Below are 14,271 nucleotides of genomic sequence, written 5' to 3'. Positions count from 1 at the left end.
AGGATCGCGGCGCACATCAGCTCCCGCCGAGCGCGCTGAGCAGCACCAGTACGACGGTCGCGACGGCGAACAGGCCGTGACCGGCGACGACGGGAACGGGGAAACCCCGTTCGGCCGGCACCGGGGCCCCCTCCGCCGGGGCCGGGCCCGAGCCGAGCCGCGCGACCCGGCCACGATGGACGGGGATCCACCTCGCCAGCATCACGAACCCGAGCAGCGCGACCGGCACGAGCAGCCCGAACGCGAGCCAGGCCAGCGCGGTCACGTCGGCGAACAGGTAGATGATCCAGACGACCAGGCCGGCCGCGGCGAGCAGGAAGTGCCCGAAGATCACCGGAGCGGGCAGCTTGGACTCACCGGTCTTCTGCTGGCGTACGCCGCCGCGGGCGATCCACGTGCCGAGCATGTAGAAGCCGCCGAGGGCGGTGACGAGCCAGGTGATCAGTGCGGCGATCTCCATGATTCTCCTTCTTTCCAGACGAAGGCATTCGTATGTCCGAGGTGGCGCTAAACCTCGCCCGCCGGGCGGTCAGCCGGTGGTGCGCGCGGTGTCGAACCCCTCGGCCTGGGTGTGCTCGTCGGCGACGCGGACCCCGTAGCGGAAGGCGAGCTTGCCGCCCAGGTAGCCCGACACCGCCAGCACGGCCAGGCACACCGCCGACAACACGATCTGTCCCACCGGTACGGGCCCCGCCTGGCGGCCCGGTTCGCTCAGCCGCCAGGCGAATCCGGCCGCGTACCCGGCGGTGACCGCCAGGTTGAGCCCCATGTGCACCAGGCCGGTCCGGAACGCGGGCGTACGCGGCGGAATGGCGAACAGGTCCAGGAATCCGACCGAGGCGGCGGCCAGCGCGCCGATCCCGCCGAGGGCGATCAGCCACACCGACCCCTGTGCCAGGAAGCCGCCCGGCGACACCAGGTGGGAGGCGACGTCGAAGACCAGGCTGGCCACCCACGCCCCGATCGGCACGGTGACCAGGATCGGGTGCACCGGATGGCCGTACGGGCCCGCGAGCACCGTCACCGGCTGCTTGGCCTGTCGGGTCGGCTCGTCCATGACCACCTCCTATTTCACCAACAAGTCTTGGACATATTCCCGATCGCCGTCAACCTCCCGCGTACAAAGAGATGTCTTCAGGTGTTTCACATGATTTGCTAGGCGTTATCGTGGATGTGTGACGTCCGACTCCACGAGCCTCGCGGCGGTCGCCGCGCTCAGCGACGACCTGCGCCGCAGCATGTACGAGTTCATCCGCCGGGCCGGACGCGCCGTCACCCGCGACGAGGCGGCCCAGAGCGTGGGCATCTCCCGCAAGCTCGCCGCCTTCCATCTGGACAAGCTGGTGGACGCCGGGCTGCTCACCACCCGCTACGAACAACCGGGCGGGCTACGCCGCGTCGGCCGCACCCCCAAGGTCTACGAGCCCTCCGCGCTGGACGTCCAGGTCAGCATCCCCCAGCGCGAACCCGTCCTCCTCGCCGACATCCTGATCGACGCCGTCCTGGCCGAAACCCCAGGCGAGAGCGCCGGCGAAGCCGCCCGCCGCCTCGCCGGCGAACGCGGCCGCCACCTCGGCCACACCGAACGCGCCGGCCTCCGCGGCGCCAGGCTCGGCCCCGAACGCGCCCTGACCTGCGCCCAGCACGTCCTGGAACGTCATGGTTTCGAGCCCAGCCGCGACACCCCCACGCTCGTCCGGCTGCGCAACTGCCCGTTCCATCCCCTCGCGGCCAGGGCGCCCGAGCTGGTGTGCGGCATCAACCACGCCTTCCTGACCGGCTTCCTCACCGGCCTGGACGCCCCGGCCGTACAGGCCACGCTCATCCCCCGTCCGGGCCACTGCTGCGTGGAACTCGGCGTCCCCGGCGCGGCGGGGGATCAGGAGGCGGCCTGCGGCAAGGACGCGCCTCCAGAGAGCCCTTGACCGGCTCCGGCGGCCACGCAGGGGAGCCGTACGGACTGCGGCCCTCTCGGCCGATCACCTGAGGGGGCTCGACGGCCGACGCCGGAGCGTTGACTCCACGGCGGCGACGCGCTGAGGACGTTCGCGGGGAGGCCGGCAGGCGGTGCCCCGAAGGCCCCTGGCCGTCCGTGAGGGAGCGCCGCTTCACTCCGGGCCGGGGGGCGGGTTGTGGCGGGCCAGGCTGCTTCCTGGTGGCATGTGTGCGGCCCTGTTGAGACCGGGTCAACGCTTCTCGGGCACGGTGTCGTCGACATGCCTGGGGGCTCGCCGGTGTCAACGTCGTGACGCTCGGGGCCGCCGACAGCTGCGGGGCTCACGGTGGTCGACTGCCGGGAGGCGGAAACCGGCGGGGTGGGCTCCCGTCGTCAAGCCGGTAACCAGGTGAGGGGTGGCGGCCGGGGCGCCGGAGGCGCCCGAAGGAACGGCAGCCTGAGCCCCCGGCGCGCCAGCGCCCCAGGGCGAAGCCTGTTCTGGGGCGCGCCCGGGAGGCCCTTCTAGCCGGCGGAGAAGGCTGCGTCGAAGGACGAGGCCGGGGGCGTGATCGAGTTCAGCCGGCGGATGTACCCCAACGCCTCCCGAGCCCCGTCCAGCCGATCCATCCCCGCGTCCTCCCACTCGATCGAGATCGGCCCGTCATACCCGATCGAGTTCAACGCCCGGAAGCAGTCCTCCCACGGCACGTCCCCTCGCCCTGTGGAGACGAAGTCCCAGCCCCGCCGCATGTCCGCCCACGGCAGGTGCGACGACAGCCGCCCCTTGCGCCCGTCCCCGATCCGGACCCGCGTGTCCTTGCAGTCCACGTGGTAGATCCGGTCCCTGAAGTCCAGGATGAACGCCACCGGGTCCAGGTCCTGCCACACCATGTGCGAGGGATCCCAGTTCAGCCCGAACGCCGGACGGTGCCCGATCGCCTCCAGCGTCCGCTGGGTGGTGTAGTAGTCGTAGGCGATCTCGCTCGGGTGGATCTCGTGCGCGAAGCGCACCCCCACCTCGTCGAACACGTCGAGGATCGGGTTCCAGCGGTCGGCGAAGTCCTGGTACCCGGCCTCCACCATCGACGCCGGCACCGGCGGGAACATCGCCACGGTGTGCCAGATGGACGACCCGGTGAACCCCACCACCGTGTCCACGCCGAGCGCCGCCGCCGCCCTGGCCGTGTTCTTCATGTCCTCGGCCGCGGCCCGGCGTACGGACTCCGGGTCGCCCGAGCCCCAGATACGCGCGGGCAGGATCGCCTTGTGCCGCTCGTCGATCGGGTGGTCGCAGACGGCCTGGCCCACGAGGTGGTTGGAGATCGTCCACACCTTCAGCCCGTGCTTGTCGAGCTGGGCGCGCTTCTGCTCCACGTACGACGGATCCGCCACGGCCTGGGCCACGTCGAAGTGGTCACCCGAGCAGGCGATCTCCAGGCCGTCGTAACCCCATTCGGCCGCCAGCCTGCACACCTCCTCGAACGGCAGGTCGGCCCACTGCCCGGTGAACAGCGTGACTGGTCTCATGAGTCCTCCACAGTGGTGTATCGGCTGCCGTCAGCCGCGCTCGCCTCCACCGCCGCCAGCACGCGCTGCACCCGCAGCCCGTCGGCGAACGACGGCTCGGGGTCGGTGCCGGTGGCGACGGCCTCCAGGAAGTCCTTGATCTCGTGGGTGAAGGTGTGCTCGTAGCCGAGCCCGTGCCCCGGCGGCCACCACGCGCCGACATAGGGGTGGTCGGGCTCGGTGACCAGGATCCGCTCGAAGCCGCCCCCGCCCGCGCTGAACCACAACTCGTTCATGGACTCGAAGTCGAACGCCAGGCTGCCGAGCTGCCCGTTGATCTCGATGCGCATCGCGTTCTTGCGCCCGGTCGCGAACCTGGTGGCCTCGAACGAGGCCAGCGCGCCGCCCGACATCCGCCCGATGAACAGCGCGGCGTCGTCGACGGTGACCGCCCCCCTCTCCTCGGTACGGCAGCCGCCCAGCCCCGCCGACTCCCCGGCCAGCGGACGTTCCTTGACGAACGTCTCCATGAGCCCCGACACGCCCACCACGTGCTGACCGGTGACGAACTCGGCGGCGTCCACGATGTGCGAGCCGATGTCGCCGAGCGCGCCCGCGCCCGCCTTGTCCTTCTGCAACCGCCACACCAGCGGGAACTCCGGGTCCACGATCCAGTCCTGGAGGTACTGGGCCCGTACGTGCCGGATCTCGCCGAGCCTGCCCTCCTGGACGTACCGGCGGGCCAGCGCGACCGCGGGGACCCGCCGGTAGTTGAAGGCCACCATGCTCCTGCCCGGCGCCGAGGCCGCCGCCGCGACCATGGCCTCGGCCTCGGCTACGGTGTTGGCCAGCGGCTTCTCGCAGATCACGTGCTTGCCGGCGCGCAGGGCGGCGACGGCGATCTCGGCGTGCGAGTCGCCCGGCGTGCAGATGTCGACGATCTGCACGTCGTCCCGCCGTACGAGCTCTCTCCAGTCCGTCTCGACGTCGGCCCAGCCGAGCCGCGCGGCCGCGGCGGCGGTGTGCTCCTTCGACCGGCCCCCGAGCACCGCCATGCGCGGCGCGAGCGGCAGGTCGAAGAACGCGCCGACGTTACGCCAGGCCTGGGAGTGGACGCGGCCCATGAACGCATACCCGATCATGCCCACGCCGATGGTGGTCTTGTCTGACATGCAACCCCCGATCAGGATTCGAATCCGAGCGCCAGATACTTGTCGACGTTCTCCTTGGTGATCGTCTCCGACGCGAGGGTGATCGACTGCGGGACCTGGTTCTCCACGAGGTCACTCATGCCCTTGCCCTGTGCGATCAACCTGGCGAGCTTGACGGCCGAAGAGGCCATCGTGGGGCTGTAGGTGACCGTCGCCTTCAGCACCGAGGTGCCGGCCTGGATCTCCTTCATGGCGTTCAGCGAGCCGGCGCCGCCGACCATGACGAACTCGTCGCGGCCGGCCTCCTTGATGGCGGCCAGCACACCGACGCCCTGGTCGTCGTCGTGGTTCCACAGCGCGTCGATCTTCTTGTGGGCCTGCAGCAGCGAGGTCGCCACCTGGTTGCCGGTCTCGACGGTGAACTTGGCGTCCTGCTTGGCCGTCACGCTGAACCCGTACGTCTTCAGCGCGTCGGCGAAGCCCTTGCTGCGGTCCTGGGTCAGCGGCAGTGTGGCGATGCCCTGGATCTCGACGATCACCGGGTTGGCGACGCCCTTGTCCTTGAGCTGCTTGCCGATGTAGTGCCCGGCCGCGACACCCATGCCGTAGTTGTCGCCGCCGATCCAGGTCCGGTAGGCCAGCTTGTCGGGGAAGACCCGGTCGAGGTTGATGACCGGGATGCCGGCCTGCGCGGCCTGGAGCGCGACCTGGTTGAGCTGCTGGCCGTCGTTCGGCAGGATGACCAGGGCGTTCACCTTGGCCGCGATCAGCGACTCGACGGCGGAGATCTGCTGGTTGATGTCGTTGGTCGGCTCGACGGGCTTGAAGTCGATGTCGGCGTACTGCTTGGCGGCGCTCTCGGCGTTCTTGGCGATGGCCGCGATCCACCCGTGGTCGGCGGCCGGCGCGGAGAAGCCGATCGTCACCTTCTGGCCGGGTTCGTCGTTACCGCCGGCGGCGGGGGAGGGCACGGGCGCCGCCGACGAGGGCGCGGCCGCGGGCTCGTTGCTGGTGCAGCCCGCCGCTAACAGCACTGCCCCGCCGACGAGGAATCCCCTGCGCGCGACGTTCTCACTCATATTGCTCTCGCTTTCAGGTTCCGCCGCTGGAGAAGGACGGCGACGACGATGATCAGGCCCTTGGCGATCAGCTGGTCGCTGGTGTTGAGCCCGTTGAGGATGAACAGGTTCGTGATGAGGGTGAAGATCAGCAGGCCCAGGATCGAGCCGATGATCGTGCCCCGGCCTCCGGTGAGCAGGGTGCCGCCGATGATGACGGCGGCGATGGCGTCGAGTTCGTACAGGTCGCCGTGGGTGGACGAGCCTGTGGTCGTGCGGGCCATGATGAGGATCGCGGCGACGCCGCAGCAGAAGCCGGACAGGGCGTACAGGAGCATCGTGTGCCTGCGTACGTCGATGCCGGCCAGCCTGGCCGCCTCGGGGTTGCCGCCGACCGCGTACGTGCGGCGGCCGAACGTGGTGCGGTTCAGGACGATCCACCCCAGCACCACGACCAGGGCGAACACGTAGACCAGCAGCGGGATGCCGAGCAGCCGCGTGGTGGACAGCTGCACGATGCCCTCGACCTGGATGAGCTGGGTCTTCCTGTCGGACATGCGCTGGGCCAGGCCGCGCGCGGCCACGAGCATCGCGAGGGTGGCGATGAACGGCACCATGCGCCCGTAGGCGATCAGCAGCCCGTTCACCAGCCCGGCCCCGGTGCCGACGAGGATCGCGCAGATCGCCATGACGACGGGCCCGTACGACTGCGTGGCCAGCGTGGTCGCCCACACCGAGGCCAGCGCCATGACCGCGCCGACGGACAGGTCGATGCCGCCGCCGATGATCACGAACGTGGCCCCGACGGTGATCACGCCGATGGTGGCGGCCAGGGCCAGGATGCTGACCAGGTTGGAGGCGGTGGCGAAGTTCTCCGGCCGGGTGACCAGGCCGACGACGACGAGCAGCGCGAGCGCGCCCAGCAGGCCGACGTGGCGGATCTCGGCGAACCCGTTCAGCAGGGACGGTCTCGGCCCGGCGATCCCGGCGGCGGGACGTTCGGGCGCTTCAATGGGGTCGCTCATCACGCGGCCCTCCCATCCATGATCATGTCCAGTACGCGGTGCTCGTCCAGGCCGGCCGCCTCGCCCTCGTGGATGACGGCGCCCTCGCGCAGCACGAGCACCCGGTCGGCGAGGCCCAGCACCTCGGGCACCTCGCTGGAGACCAGCAGCACGCCGATGCCCTGGTCGGCCAGGTCTCGGATGACGGCGTACAACTCGGCGCGGGCGCCGACGTCGACGCCTCTGGTCGGTTCGTCGAGCAGCAGCAGCCTGCGTCCGCCGAGCAGCCAGCGGGCGAGCACCGCCTTCTGCTGGTTGCCGCCCGACAACGTCCTGATCGGGCGTTCGGGGTCGGGCGGGCGGATGTCGAGGAGTTCGGCCAGGCGTTTGGCCTCGGCCCGCTCGCGCTTGCGGTCGATCCACCCGAACCTGGCGAATCCCGGCAGGGTGCCGAGCGTGATGTTCGCGGTGACGCTCTGGTCGAGGAGCAGGGCCTGGGCCTTGCGTTCCTCGGGGGCCAGGCCCATGCCCTGCCGGACGGTGCCGACGACGCCGCGCCGCGCCGGTCTGCCCGCGAGCGTGACGCGGCCGGCGGCGGGACGGGCTCCGTAGACGGCCTCCAGGATCTCCGAACGGCCGCTGCCGACGAGCCCGGCCAGCCCGACGATCTCGCCCGCCCGCACGGTGAAGGAGACGTCGGCGAACAGGCCGGGCGCGGTCAGGTTCTCCACGCGCAGCACCTCCTCGCCGGGGGGCCGGGTGGGGCGGGGCGGGAAGACGTACTCGACGTTGCGGCCGGTCATGAGGGAGACGATGCGTGCGGTGGGGGTGTCGCGGGCGGGCAGGCCGACGGCGACCGTACGCCCGTCCTTGAGCACGGTGACGCGGTCGCCGATCTCGCGGATCTCCTCCAGCCGGTGGGAGATGTAGACGACGGCCACGCCTTGGGCGGTCAGCTCGCGGATGATGCGGAACAGGTTGGCGACCTCGTCGTGGGCGAGGGCGGCCGACGGTTCGTCCATGATGATCAGGCGGGCGTCGTGGGAGAGGGCGCGGGCCATCGAGACGACCTGTTTGGCGGCCGGCGAGAGCCGTCCGACCTCGGCCGACGGGCGGATCTCGCCGTGGCCGAGGCGTTCCAGCACCTCGCGGGCGGCGCGCCGGGCGGCCTGCCGGTTGACGAAGCCGAAGCGGGCGTGCTCGTGGCCGAGGAAGATGTTCTCGGCGACGCTGAGGCCGTCGACCAGGTCGAGTTCCTGGTAGATGGTGGCGAAGCCGAGCCTGATGGCGTCGATCGGGCTGTTCGGGCGCACCGGCGCGTCGTTGAAGACGATCGTGCCCTCGTCGGGCTGGTGGACGCCGGCCAGCACCTTGATCAGGGTGGACTTGCCCGCGCCGTTCTGGCCGAGCAGGCAGTGCACCTCGCCCGCCCGTACGTCGAGGTCGACCCCGTCCAGCGCGCGCACTCCGGGGAACTGCTTGACGATGCCCTTCATGACCAGCATCGGGGGTCCCCTTCAGGCGTTGACGATGCGGTTGATGTTGTCCGGTGACAGATAGTGCTCGATGGCGAGCAGGCCGGCGCCGAGCGCGGCGGCGTTGATCCCGGTACGGCTCGGGGTGATGGACAGCTGATGGGTGGCCAGCGGCAGCGATCTGCGGTAGATCGTCTCCCTGATCCCGGCCAGGAGGTGTTCGTGGACCCGGGACAGCGCGCCGCCGATGACGATGACCTCGGGGTTGAAGAAGTTGACCAGGCCGGCCAGCACCTCGCCGATGAGCCGTCCGGCCTCTCTGACCAGCCGCAGCGCCTGGGTGTCGCCTCCTTGGACGAGCGCCACGACGTCAGCGCCGCTCTCGGCGGGCAGGCCCAGCTCGGTGAGCCGCCGTGCGATGGCGGCGCCGCCGGCCACGGCCTCCAGGCAGGCGCTGTTGCCGCAGCGGCAGCCGGCGTCGTCGTGGCCGCTGACCCGGATGTGGCCGATGTCGCCGGCCGAGCCCTGGGCGCCTCTGTGCAGCTTGCCGTCGGCCACGATGCCGCAGCCGATGCCGGTGCCGACCTTGACGAACAGCAGGTGGTTGGTCCCGGGGAAGGCGTTGCGGTGCTCGCCGAGCGCCATGACGTTGACGTCGTTGTCGACCAGCACCTCGATGCCGTCGAAGTACTCGGGGACGGGGTAGTCGTTCCAGCCGGGCATGATCGGCGGGTTGTTGGGGCGGCCGGTGGCGAACTCGACCGGGCCGGGCACGCCGATGCCGATCGCGCGCAGCGCCCGGCGCGGCCGTCCCACCTCGCCGAGCAGCCGGTCGAGCCGCTGGTCGACGTGGGCGAGCACCTTCTCGGGGCCCTCGCCGATCACCACCGGGTCCTCGCACTCGGCCAGCAGGCCGCCGGAGATGTCCATGAGCGCGACCCGGCAGTGGGTGGCGCCCAGGTCGACGCCGGCGAAGGCGTGCTGCTCGGTGTGCAGGCGGAGCTGGCGTGGTGGCCGGCCGCCGGTGGACTCGCCGCTCTCGGTCTCCTCGACGAGGCCGCGCTCGATGAGCGCGTCCACCCGCTGGGAGATCGTGGATCTGGCCAGTCCGGTGAGGCGCGCGAGATCGGAACGGGTGGTCGCCGATCCGGCGCTGATGAGCGTCAGTACGTCGGCAGCCGAGCCCGGCTGGGGGGTCATGCGGAGACAATAAGATCACTGATGCGGCAAATCAAGAGTCTGATTCGACCAAACTTGGCTGACTTATGCCGAAGATCGAACAAAGCCTGACGTATGGCGTCCGTCAAACGCCCCCGGAACGCACGGAAGCCGGCCGCCGCCCGGACGGGCGATGACCGGCTTCGCGCAGGTCGCGGACGCTAGAGCATGGCCTTCATCGAGTCGCCGGCCGTCAGCACGTACGGCTGCTCGGCCATCACCGACCCCCAATTGCCGGCGATCGACTCGGGCGTGAGGTCGTCGGTCTTCCAGCCCGGCCCCTCGGCCACGAACACGCGGGCCACCCGCCCGCCGCCGACGGTGAACACCTCGCCGCTGGACTCGCACGAGTCGTGCACGAGGTAGGCCACGAGCGCGCTCACCCGCTCGGGGGTGAACTTCTCCTCGAACTCGGCGGGCAGCAGCGCCTCGGTCATCCTGGTCCAGGCGATGGGCGCGATGGCGTTGGCCTTGATGCCGTTGCGCGCGCCCTCGATGGCCAGCGTCTTGGTCAGGCCCACCAGGCCCATCTTGGCCGTGGAGTAGTTGGCCTGGCCGAAGTTGCCGAACAGCCCGGCCGGGCTGGAGGTGTTGACGATCCGCCCGTGTCCGGCCTCCTTCATCAGCGGGTACGCGGCCTGGCTGACCAGGTACGAGCCGCGTACGTGCACGGCCAGCACGCTGTCGAAGTCCTCGACCGTCATCTTCCCGAACGACTTGTCGCGCAGGATGCCGGCGTTGTTGACGACGATGTCGACCTTGCCGAACGCGTCGACGGCCGTCTGCACGAGCGCCTGGGCCCCCTCGGGGGTGGCCACGTTGTCGGTGTTGGCGACGGCCCGGCCGCCGTTCTTGGTGATGAGCTCGACCACCTCGGCGGCGGGGCCCGTGGACGCGCCGGTGCCGTCGAGGGCGCCGCCGAGGTCGTTGACCACGACCTGGGCGCCCCGCTCGGCGAGCAGGAGCGCGTGCGCCCTGCCGAGACCGTGCCCGGCGCCCGTGATGATGGCGACCCTGTCATCGAACCGAAGCATCGAACCCTCCAGAGCAAGAGAACAACATTCTGGTAGGAGTACGATAACCGACCCGCTCAGGCGCGTCTCCAGAGCTCGGGCTCGCCCTCCTCCCTGCGTACCCTGCCCTGGGCCGCCAGCCATACCAGGTGGGCCAGCGTCTCGTTGTTGGCCGCCCGGCGCATGAACGGCGGGATCGTCTCCCAGGGCCGCGACCAGCTCAGCCGGGTGGCGACGTCCCAGCAGGTCACGCCGTCGTCCGCGCCGACGACCCGCTCGATCTCGGCCAGCCGCTCGTCGTGGTGGGCAATGACGTGGTCGACCCGTCCGGCCAGCTCCAGGAAGCGGTACTCGTGGCCGGGCAGCACCTCGTCGACCTCCAGCTTGCGTACGGCGGCCAGCGAGTCGAGGTAGTCGGCCAGCGGGTTCGGGCCCGACTGGGGATGCACGGCCACGATCGGCGTGATCTTGGCCAGCACGTGGTCGCCGGACAACAACAACCTGCGCGCGGGCGAGACGAAGCACAGGTGGCCGGGGGTGTGCCCGGGGGTGTGGAGGGCCCGCAGGTCCCAGCCGGGCAGCCCGAGGTCCTCGCCGTCCTCGATCAGCCGGTCCGGACGGGCCATCGTGACCATGTGCCTGATCATCATGGACGCCCCGGCCAGCTCGTCCAGGCTCAGTTCGGGCACGCCGGAGCGCCGCAGCAGGGCCCGTTCCCGCTGGACGAGCGAGTCGATGGCGGCGTCGTCGTACCGCTCGCGCACGAGGCCCGCGTCGGCCGGGTGCAGGCCGATCCAGGCGCCCGACGCCTCGCGGACGCGTCCCGCCAGGCCGTAGTGGTCGGGGTGCAGGTGGGTGACCAGGACGGCCCTGACGTCGGCGATCCCGTAACCGGCCACGGCCAGCCCGGCGGCGAGGGCGTCGTACGCCTCGTCGGTGTTCCAGCCGGCGTCCACGATCGCCACGCCGTCGGGCAACTCCAGGGCGTAGACCAGCACGTACCGGAGGGGGTTGATCGGGATGGGCACCGGGATGGACCACAGCCCCGGACGTACCCGCTCGACCTCGGGAACCGCCCCGCTCAGCCATGCCTCGCGCTGCGCCGCGTTGGAAGGAGTCACCACGAACTTCGCCATGCCCCGAATATAGTTCTGGTCCCGAATCATGTTCTACTAGGGGTCATGAAGCTGAGCCGCGAGATCTCAGACGATGGCCGCTTCGTCCGGCAGCCGAACCGCTTCACCGAACGGCTCGGGCCGCCCGAGCCCGGCCGCTACCGGCTCTACGCCTCCTACGCCTGCCCGTGGGCACAGCGCGTGCTGATCGTCCGCGCCCTGCTCCGCCTGGAGGACCTGCTGGACGTCACGATCGTCGACCCCATCCGCGACGACAAGGGCTGGCGGATCCCCGACGGGGACCCCCTGTACCTGTCGGAGCTCTACCACGCGACCGATCCGGGCTACACGGGCCGCTACACCGTTCCGTGCATCTGGGACACCCGGGACGAACGCATCGTCACCAACGACTTCCCGCAGATCACCCTCGATCTGGAGACGTCGTGGGGCACCTCACCCGACCTGTATCCGGAACGCCTGCGCCCGGACATCGACATCATGAACGACCGCCTCTACCACGGCCTCAACAACGCGGTCTACGAAGCCGGCTTCTCCCGCGGGCAGCAGGCCTACGAGGAGGCCGTCGCCCGCGTGTTCACCACGCTCGACCTGCTGGAGGTGCGCCTGGCGGAGTCGGAGTTCCTCTTCGGCACGCTCACCGACAGCGACGTACGGCTCTACACGACGCTGGTCAGGTTCGACACGGTCTACCACGGCCACTTCAAGTGCTCGATCAGGCGGCTGGCGGACTATCCGGCGTTGTGGGCGTACACGCGCAGGCTCTACGCGATCCCCGCCTTCCGCGACACCACGGACTTCGACCACATCAAGCGCCACTACTACATGACGCAGACCAACATCAACCCGAGCAGGATCGTTCCGGTAGGACCTGAGCTCGACTGGAGCGCGTGACGCCCGGCCTCGGCATCGCGGCGAACAGCAGCGCCGAGGCCAGCACCACGCCGGAGGCCACCCACCAGGCGGTGGCCGCACCCGCCTGCGCGGCCAGCACGCCCAGCGTGGAGTTGGCCAGCACCCCGCCGGCCTGCAAGGACAGCGAGGACGTCGAGGTGACCGTGGTGCGCTCGGCGGCCGAGACCGCGTTGTGCTGCATCTCCAGGCAGAGCAGCGCGGTCACCGACAACCCGGCGAACATGACCAGGTAGGCCAGCCCGGCCGCCACCAGGCCGGGCGCCCCGCCGAGCCCGGCGGTGGCGGCCAGCGAGCCGACCGACAGCGCGCAGAGCACCGCGCCCGCCGCGGCGCCCCGGGCCGAGCTCCCCGCCAGCCGCGCCACGCGGGGCGCGAGCGCGCTGCCCAAGGCGCTGGCGGCGTAACCCAGGGCCGCGACGACGGCGTAGGCGAGGCTGCCGCGTTCGGCCGTGCCCGCCAGCTCGGCCAGGCGCCCGGGGGTCAGCAGCTCGATCGTCATCAGCAGCACGCCGGACGCGGCGGCGGCGGCCATCAGGCGGCGCAGCACCGCGTTCCCGGCGGCGAGGCGGACCCCGGAGACCATCGTGGCCGGCACCTCGCGCAGCACGCTCCCCAGCGACCGCCGGTCATGGGCCGGCTCCGGCAGCGCGAACACCACCACGACCAGCAGGACGACGGCCGCCACGGCCCCCAGCAGCGACGGCACGGCCAGCGGCGTCATCAGACCCGGCGGCACCAGCAGCGGCACCGCGCCGCCCACCAGCACGCCCGCGCACAGGGCCGCCGACTCCATCGCGTTGCCGCGCGCCAAGCCGGGCTTGAGGTCGGCGTCGCCGCCTTCGATGCCGTGGAGGGTGTCGACGTACCAGGAGGTGGCCGGGCCGCTGGACAGCGCCCTGGCCACACCCTTGAGCACGCCGCTGACCAGGAACATCCAGAACACCGTGGAGACGCTCATCAGCGCCAGCGCCGCCGCCGTGAACACGGCCGAGGCGGCCAGCACCCTCCGCCGCCCGATGACGTCGGCCAGGCCGCCCGTGGGCAGCTCCAGGGTCGCGGTGACGACCGAGAAGACGGTCACGGACAGGCCGATCTGGGTCAGGCTGAGCCCCCGGTCGGTCATCAGCAGGACCATGCTGGCGACCATCAGGCCCAGGGGCAGCCAGGTCAGGAAGCTGACGAGCATGTAGCGCCGCAAGGCGGATCGGGCGGTCATCGGTCCTGCTCCTCGATCTCAGGGTTCTCGGCGCGGTCCTTGGCGCGGGGGAAGCCGCCGATCCAGATGTGGACCTGCTGGGTCTCGGGGTCTCCCGCGTGGCGGGCGGCCAGGTCGCGGATCAGCTCCTCGACCTTCTCGTCCAGCTCCTTGAGCCCGGCCGGGGGCAGCTCCACGAAGTCGTCGCTCATCCCGGCCGCGCTCACCCACTCGGGGGACCAGTCGCGCTCGTCGTAGTCCTGGACGACGCGGGCGAGTGACTCGACCTGGCGCATCCGCATGATCCGGACCGCCTCGCGGCCCTCGTCGGTCCCGATCAGCTCGCCGCTGTCCCACGAGGTGTAGCGGTGGCGGGCCCGCCAGCGCCGCTCACGGCCGTCGCGCCGCTCGGGGTCCTCCTCGATGAAGCCGTACTTGAACAGCTCGCGCAGGTGGTAGCTGGTCGAGCCGGAGCTCTCCCCCACCTTGCGCCCCAGCTCGCTCGCGGTGGCCGGGCCGTCGCTGCGCAGCAGCCCGAGCAACCGCACCCGCAGCGGATGGGCCACCACCTTGAGCACCTGCGGGTCACTGATCTTGTACTGCTCTTCCATGAGCACGACACTAAACCACAAAGACAATTTTGCAAAGTGATTTTTGTGGTTTCCCC

The 14,271-nt window shown here is 70.7% G+C and carries 14 protein-coding genes; 2 read left to right on the top strand and 12 right to left on the bottom strand.

Translation table 11 applies throughout. The annotated features are described in order from the left end of the window. Window positions 1–16: 16 nt before the first annotated feature. Together IEZ27_RS07725 and IEZ27_RS07720 are read right to left on the bottom strand one after the other, a co-directional pair. Complete coding sequence (locus IEZ27_RS07725) at window positions 17–460, bottom strand: hypothetical protein (RefSeq protein ID WP_189646600.1); 444 nt, start codon at window positions 458–460, stop codon at window positions 17–19. Window positions 461–529: 69 nt separating this feature from the next. After that, window positions 530–1,057, bottom strand: coding sequence for a DUF2231 domain-containing protein (locus tag IEZ27_RS07720; protein WP_189646599.1), 528 nt, complete (start codon window positions 1,055–1,057; stop codon window positions 530–532). Between the two features lie 118 nt (window positions 1,058–1,175). On the opposite strand from IEZ27_RS07720, the gene IEZ27_RS07715 reads away from it, so the two are divergent. After that, window positions 1,176–1,925, top strand: a complete 750-nt coding sequence (locus IEZ27_RS07715; protein WP_229823605.1) for a helix-turn-helix transcriptional regulator — start codon at window positions 1,176–1,178, stop codon at window positions 1,923–1,925. 533 nt (window positions 1,926–2,458) lie between these two features. Here the strand turns inward: IEZ27_RS07715 and IEZ27_RS07710 are convergent. The 8 genes from IEZ27_RS07710 to IEZ27_RS07675 all read right to left on the bottom strand — a co-directional run bounded on the left by IEZ27_RS07710 (window position 2,459) and on the right by IEZ27_RS07675 (window position 11,497). After that, window positions 2,459–3,463, bottom strand: a complete 1,005-nt coding sequence (locus IEZ27_RS07710; protein WP_189646598.1) for a sugar phosphate isomerase/epimerase family protein — start codon at window positions 3,461–3,463, stop codon at window positions 2,459–2,461. Next, window positions 3,460–4,614: a Gfo/Idh/MocA family protein gene (locus IEZ27_RS07705; RefSeq protein WP_189646597.1), complete on the bottom strand. Its 1,155-nt coding sequence runs from the start codon at window positions 4,612–4,614 to the stop codon at window positions 3,460–3,462. The genes IEZ27_RS07710 and IEZ27_RS07705 overlap by 4 nt, the downstream gene beginning before the upstream one ends. Before the next feature lie 11 nt (window positions 4,615–4,625). Beyond that, window positions 4,626–5,672, bottom strand: a complete 1,047-nt coding sequence (locus IEZ27_RS07700; RefSeq protein WP_189646596.1) for an ABC transporter substrate-binding protein — start codon at window positions 5,670–5,672, stop codon at window positions 4,626–4,628. Then, a complete protein-coding gene (locus IEZ27_RS07695; protein ID WP_189646595.1) occupies window positions 5,669–6,676 on the bottom strand; it encodes an ABC transporter permease in 1,008 nt (335 codons plus the stop codon). Before IEZ27_RS07695 ends, IEZ27_RS07700 begins: the two co-directional genes overlap by 4 nt. After that, complete coding sequence (locus IEZ27_RS07690) at window positions 6,676–8,160, bottom strand: sugar ABC transporter ATP-binding protein (protein ID WP_125648230.1); 1,485 nt, start codon at window positions 8,158–8,160, stop codon at window positions 6,676–6,678. The genes IEZ27_RS07695 and IEZ27_RS07690 overlap by 1 nt, the downstream gene beginning before the upstream one ends. A 12-nt stretch (window positions 8,161–8,172) precedes the next feature. Beyond that, window positions 8,173–9,330 carry an ROK family transcriptional regulator gene (locus IEZ27_RS07685; RefSeq protein WP_189646594.1) on the bottom strand — a complete coding sequence of 386 codons (1,158 nt, stop codon included), beginning with the start codon at window positions 9,328–9,330 and terminating at the stop codon, window positions 8,173–8,175. Window positions 9,331–9,509: 179 nt separating this feature from the next. Then, window positions 9,510–10,382, bottom strand: a complete 873-nt coding sequence (locus IEZ27_RS07680) for an SDR family oxidoreductase (protein ID WP_189646593.1) — start codon at window positions 10,380–10,382, stop codon at window positions 9,510–9,512. A 56-nt stretch (window positions 10,383–10,438) separates the two neighbouring features. Further along, window positions 10,439–11,497, bottom strand: a complete 1,059-nt coding sequence (locus IEZ27_RS07675; protein ID WP_229823603.1) for an MBL fold metallo-hydrolase — start codon at window positions 11,495–11,497, stop codon at window positions 10,439–10,441. Window positions 11,498–11,542: 45 nt separating this feature from the next. Between IEZ27_RS07675 and IEZ27_RS07670 the strand changes: the two genes are divergently transcribed. Next, on the top strand, window positions 11,543–12,388 hold the full coding sequence (locus IEZ27_RS07670; protein WP_189646591.1) for a glutathione S-transferase family protein: 846 nt from the start codon (window positions 11,543–11,545) through the stop codon (window positions 12,386–12,388). Here IEZ27_RS07670 and IEZ27_RS07665 read toward each other — a convergent pair. Together IEZ27_RS07665 and IEZ27_RS07660 are read right to left on the bottom strand one after the other, a co-directional pair. Next, window positions 12,336–13,625 carry an MFS transporter gene (locus IEZ27_RS07665; protein WP_189646590.1) on the bottom strand — a complete coding sequence of 430 codons (1,290 nt, stop codon included), beginning with the start codon at window positions 13,623–13,625 and terminating at the stop codon, window positions 12,336–12,338. The two genes, IEZ27_RS07670 and IEZ27_RS07665, sit on opposite strands and share 53 nt — an antisense overlap. Next, complete coding sequence (locus IEZ27_RS07660; protein WP_229823597.1) at window positions 13,622–14,215, bottom strand: winged helix-turn-helix domain-containing protein; 594 nt, start codon at window positions 14,213–14,215, stop codon at window positions 13,622–13,624. The genes IEZ27_RS07665 and IEZ27_RS07660 overlap by 4 nt, the downstream gene beginning before the upstream one ends. Window positions 14,216–14,271: the final 56 nt, after the last annotated feature.

This window comes from Nonomuraea spiralis (assembly GCF_014648435.1).
Classification (GTDB): domain Bacteria; phylum Actinomycetota; class Actinomycetes; order Streptosporangiales; family Streptosporangiaceae; genus Nonomuraea; species Nonomuraea spiralis.
This window is presented reverse-complemented; position numbering and strand designations above follow the sequence as displayed.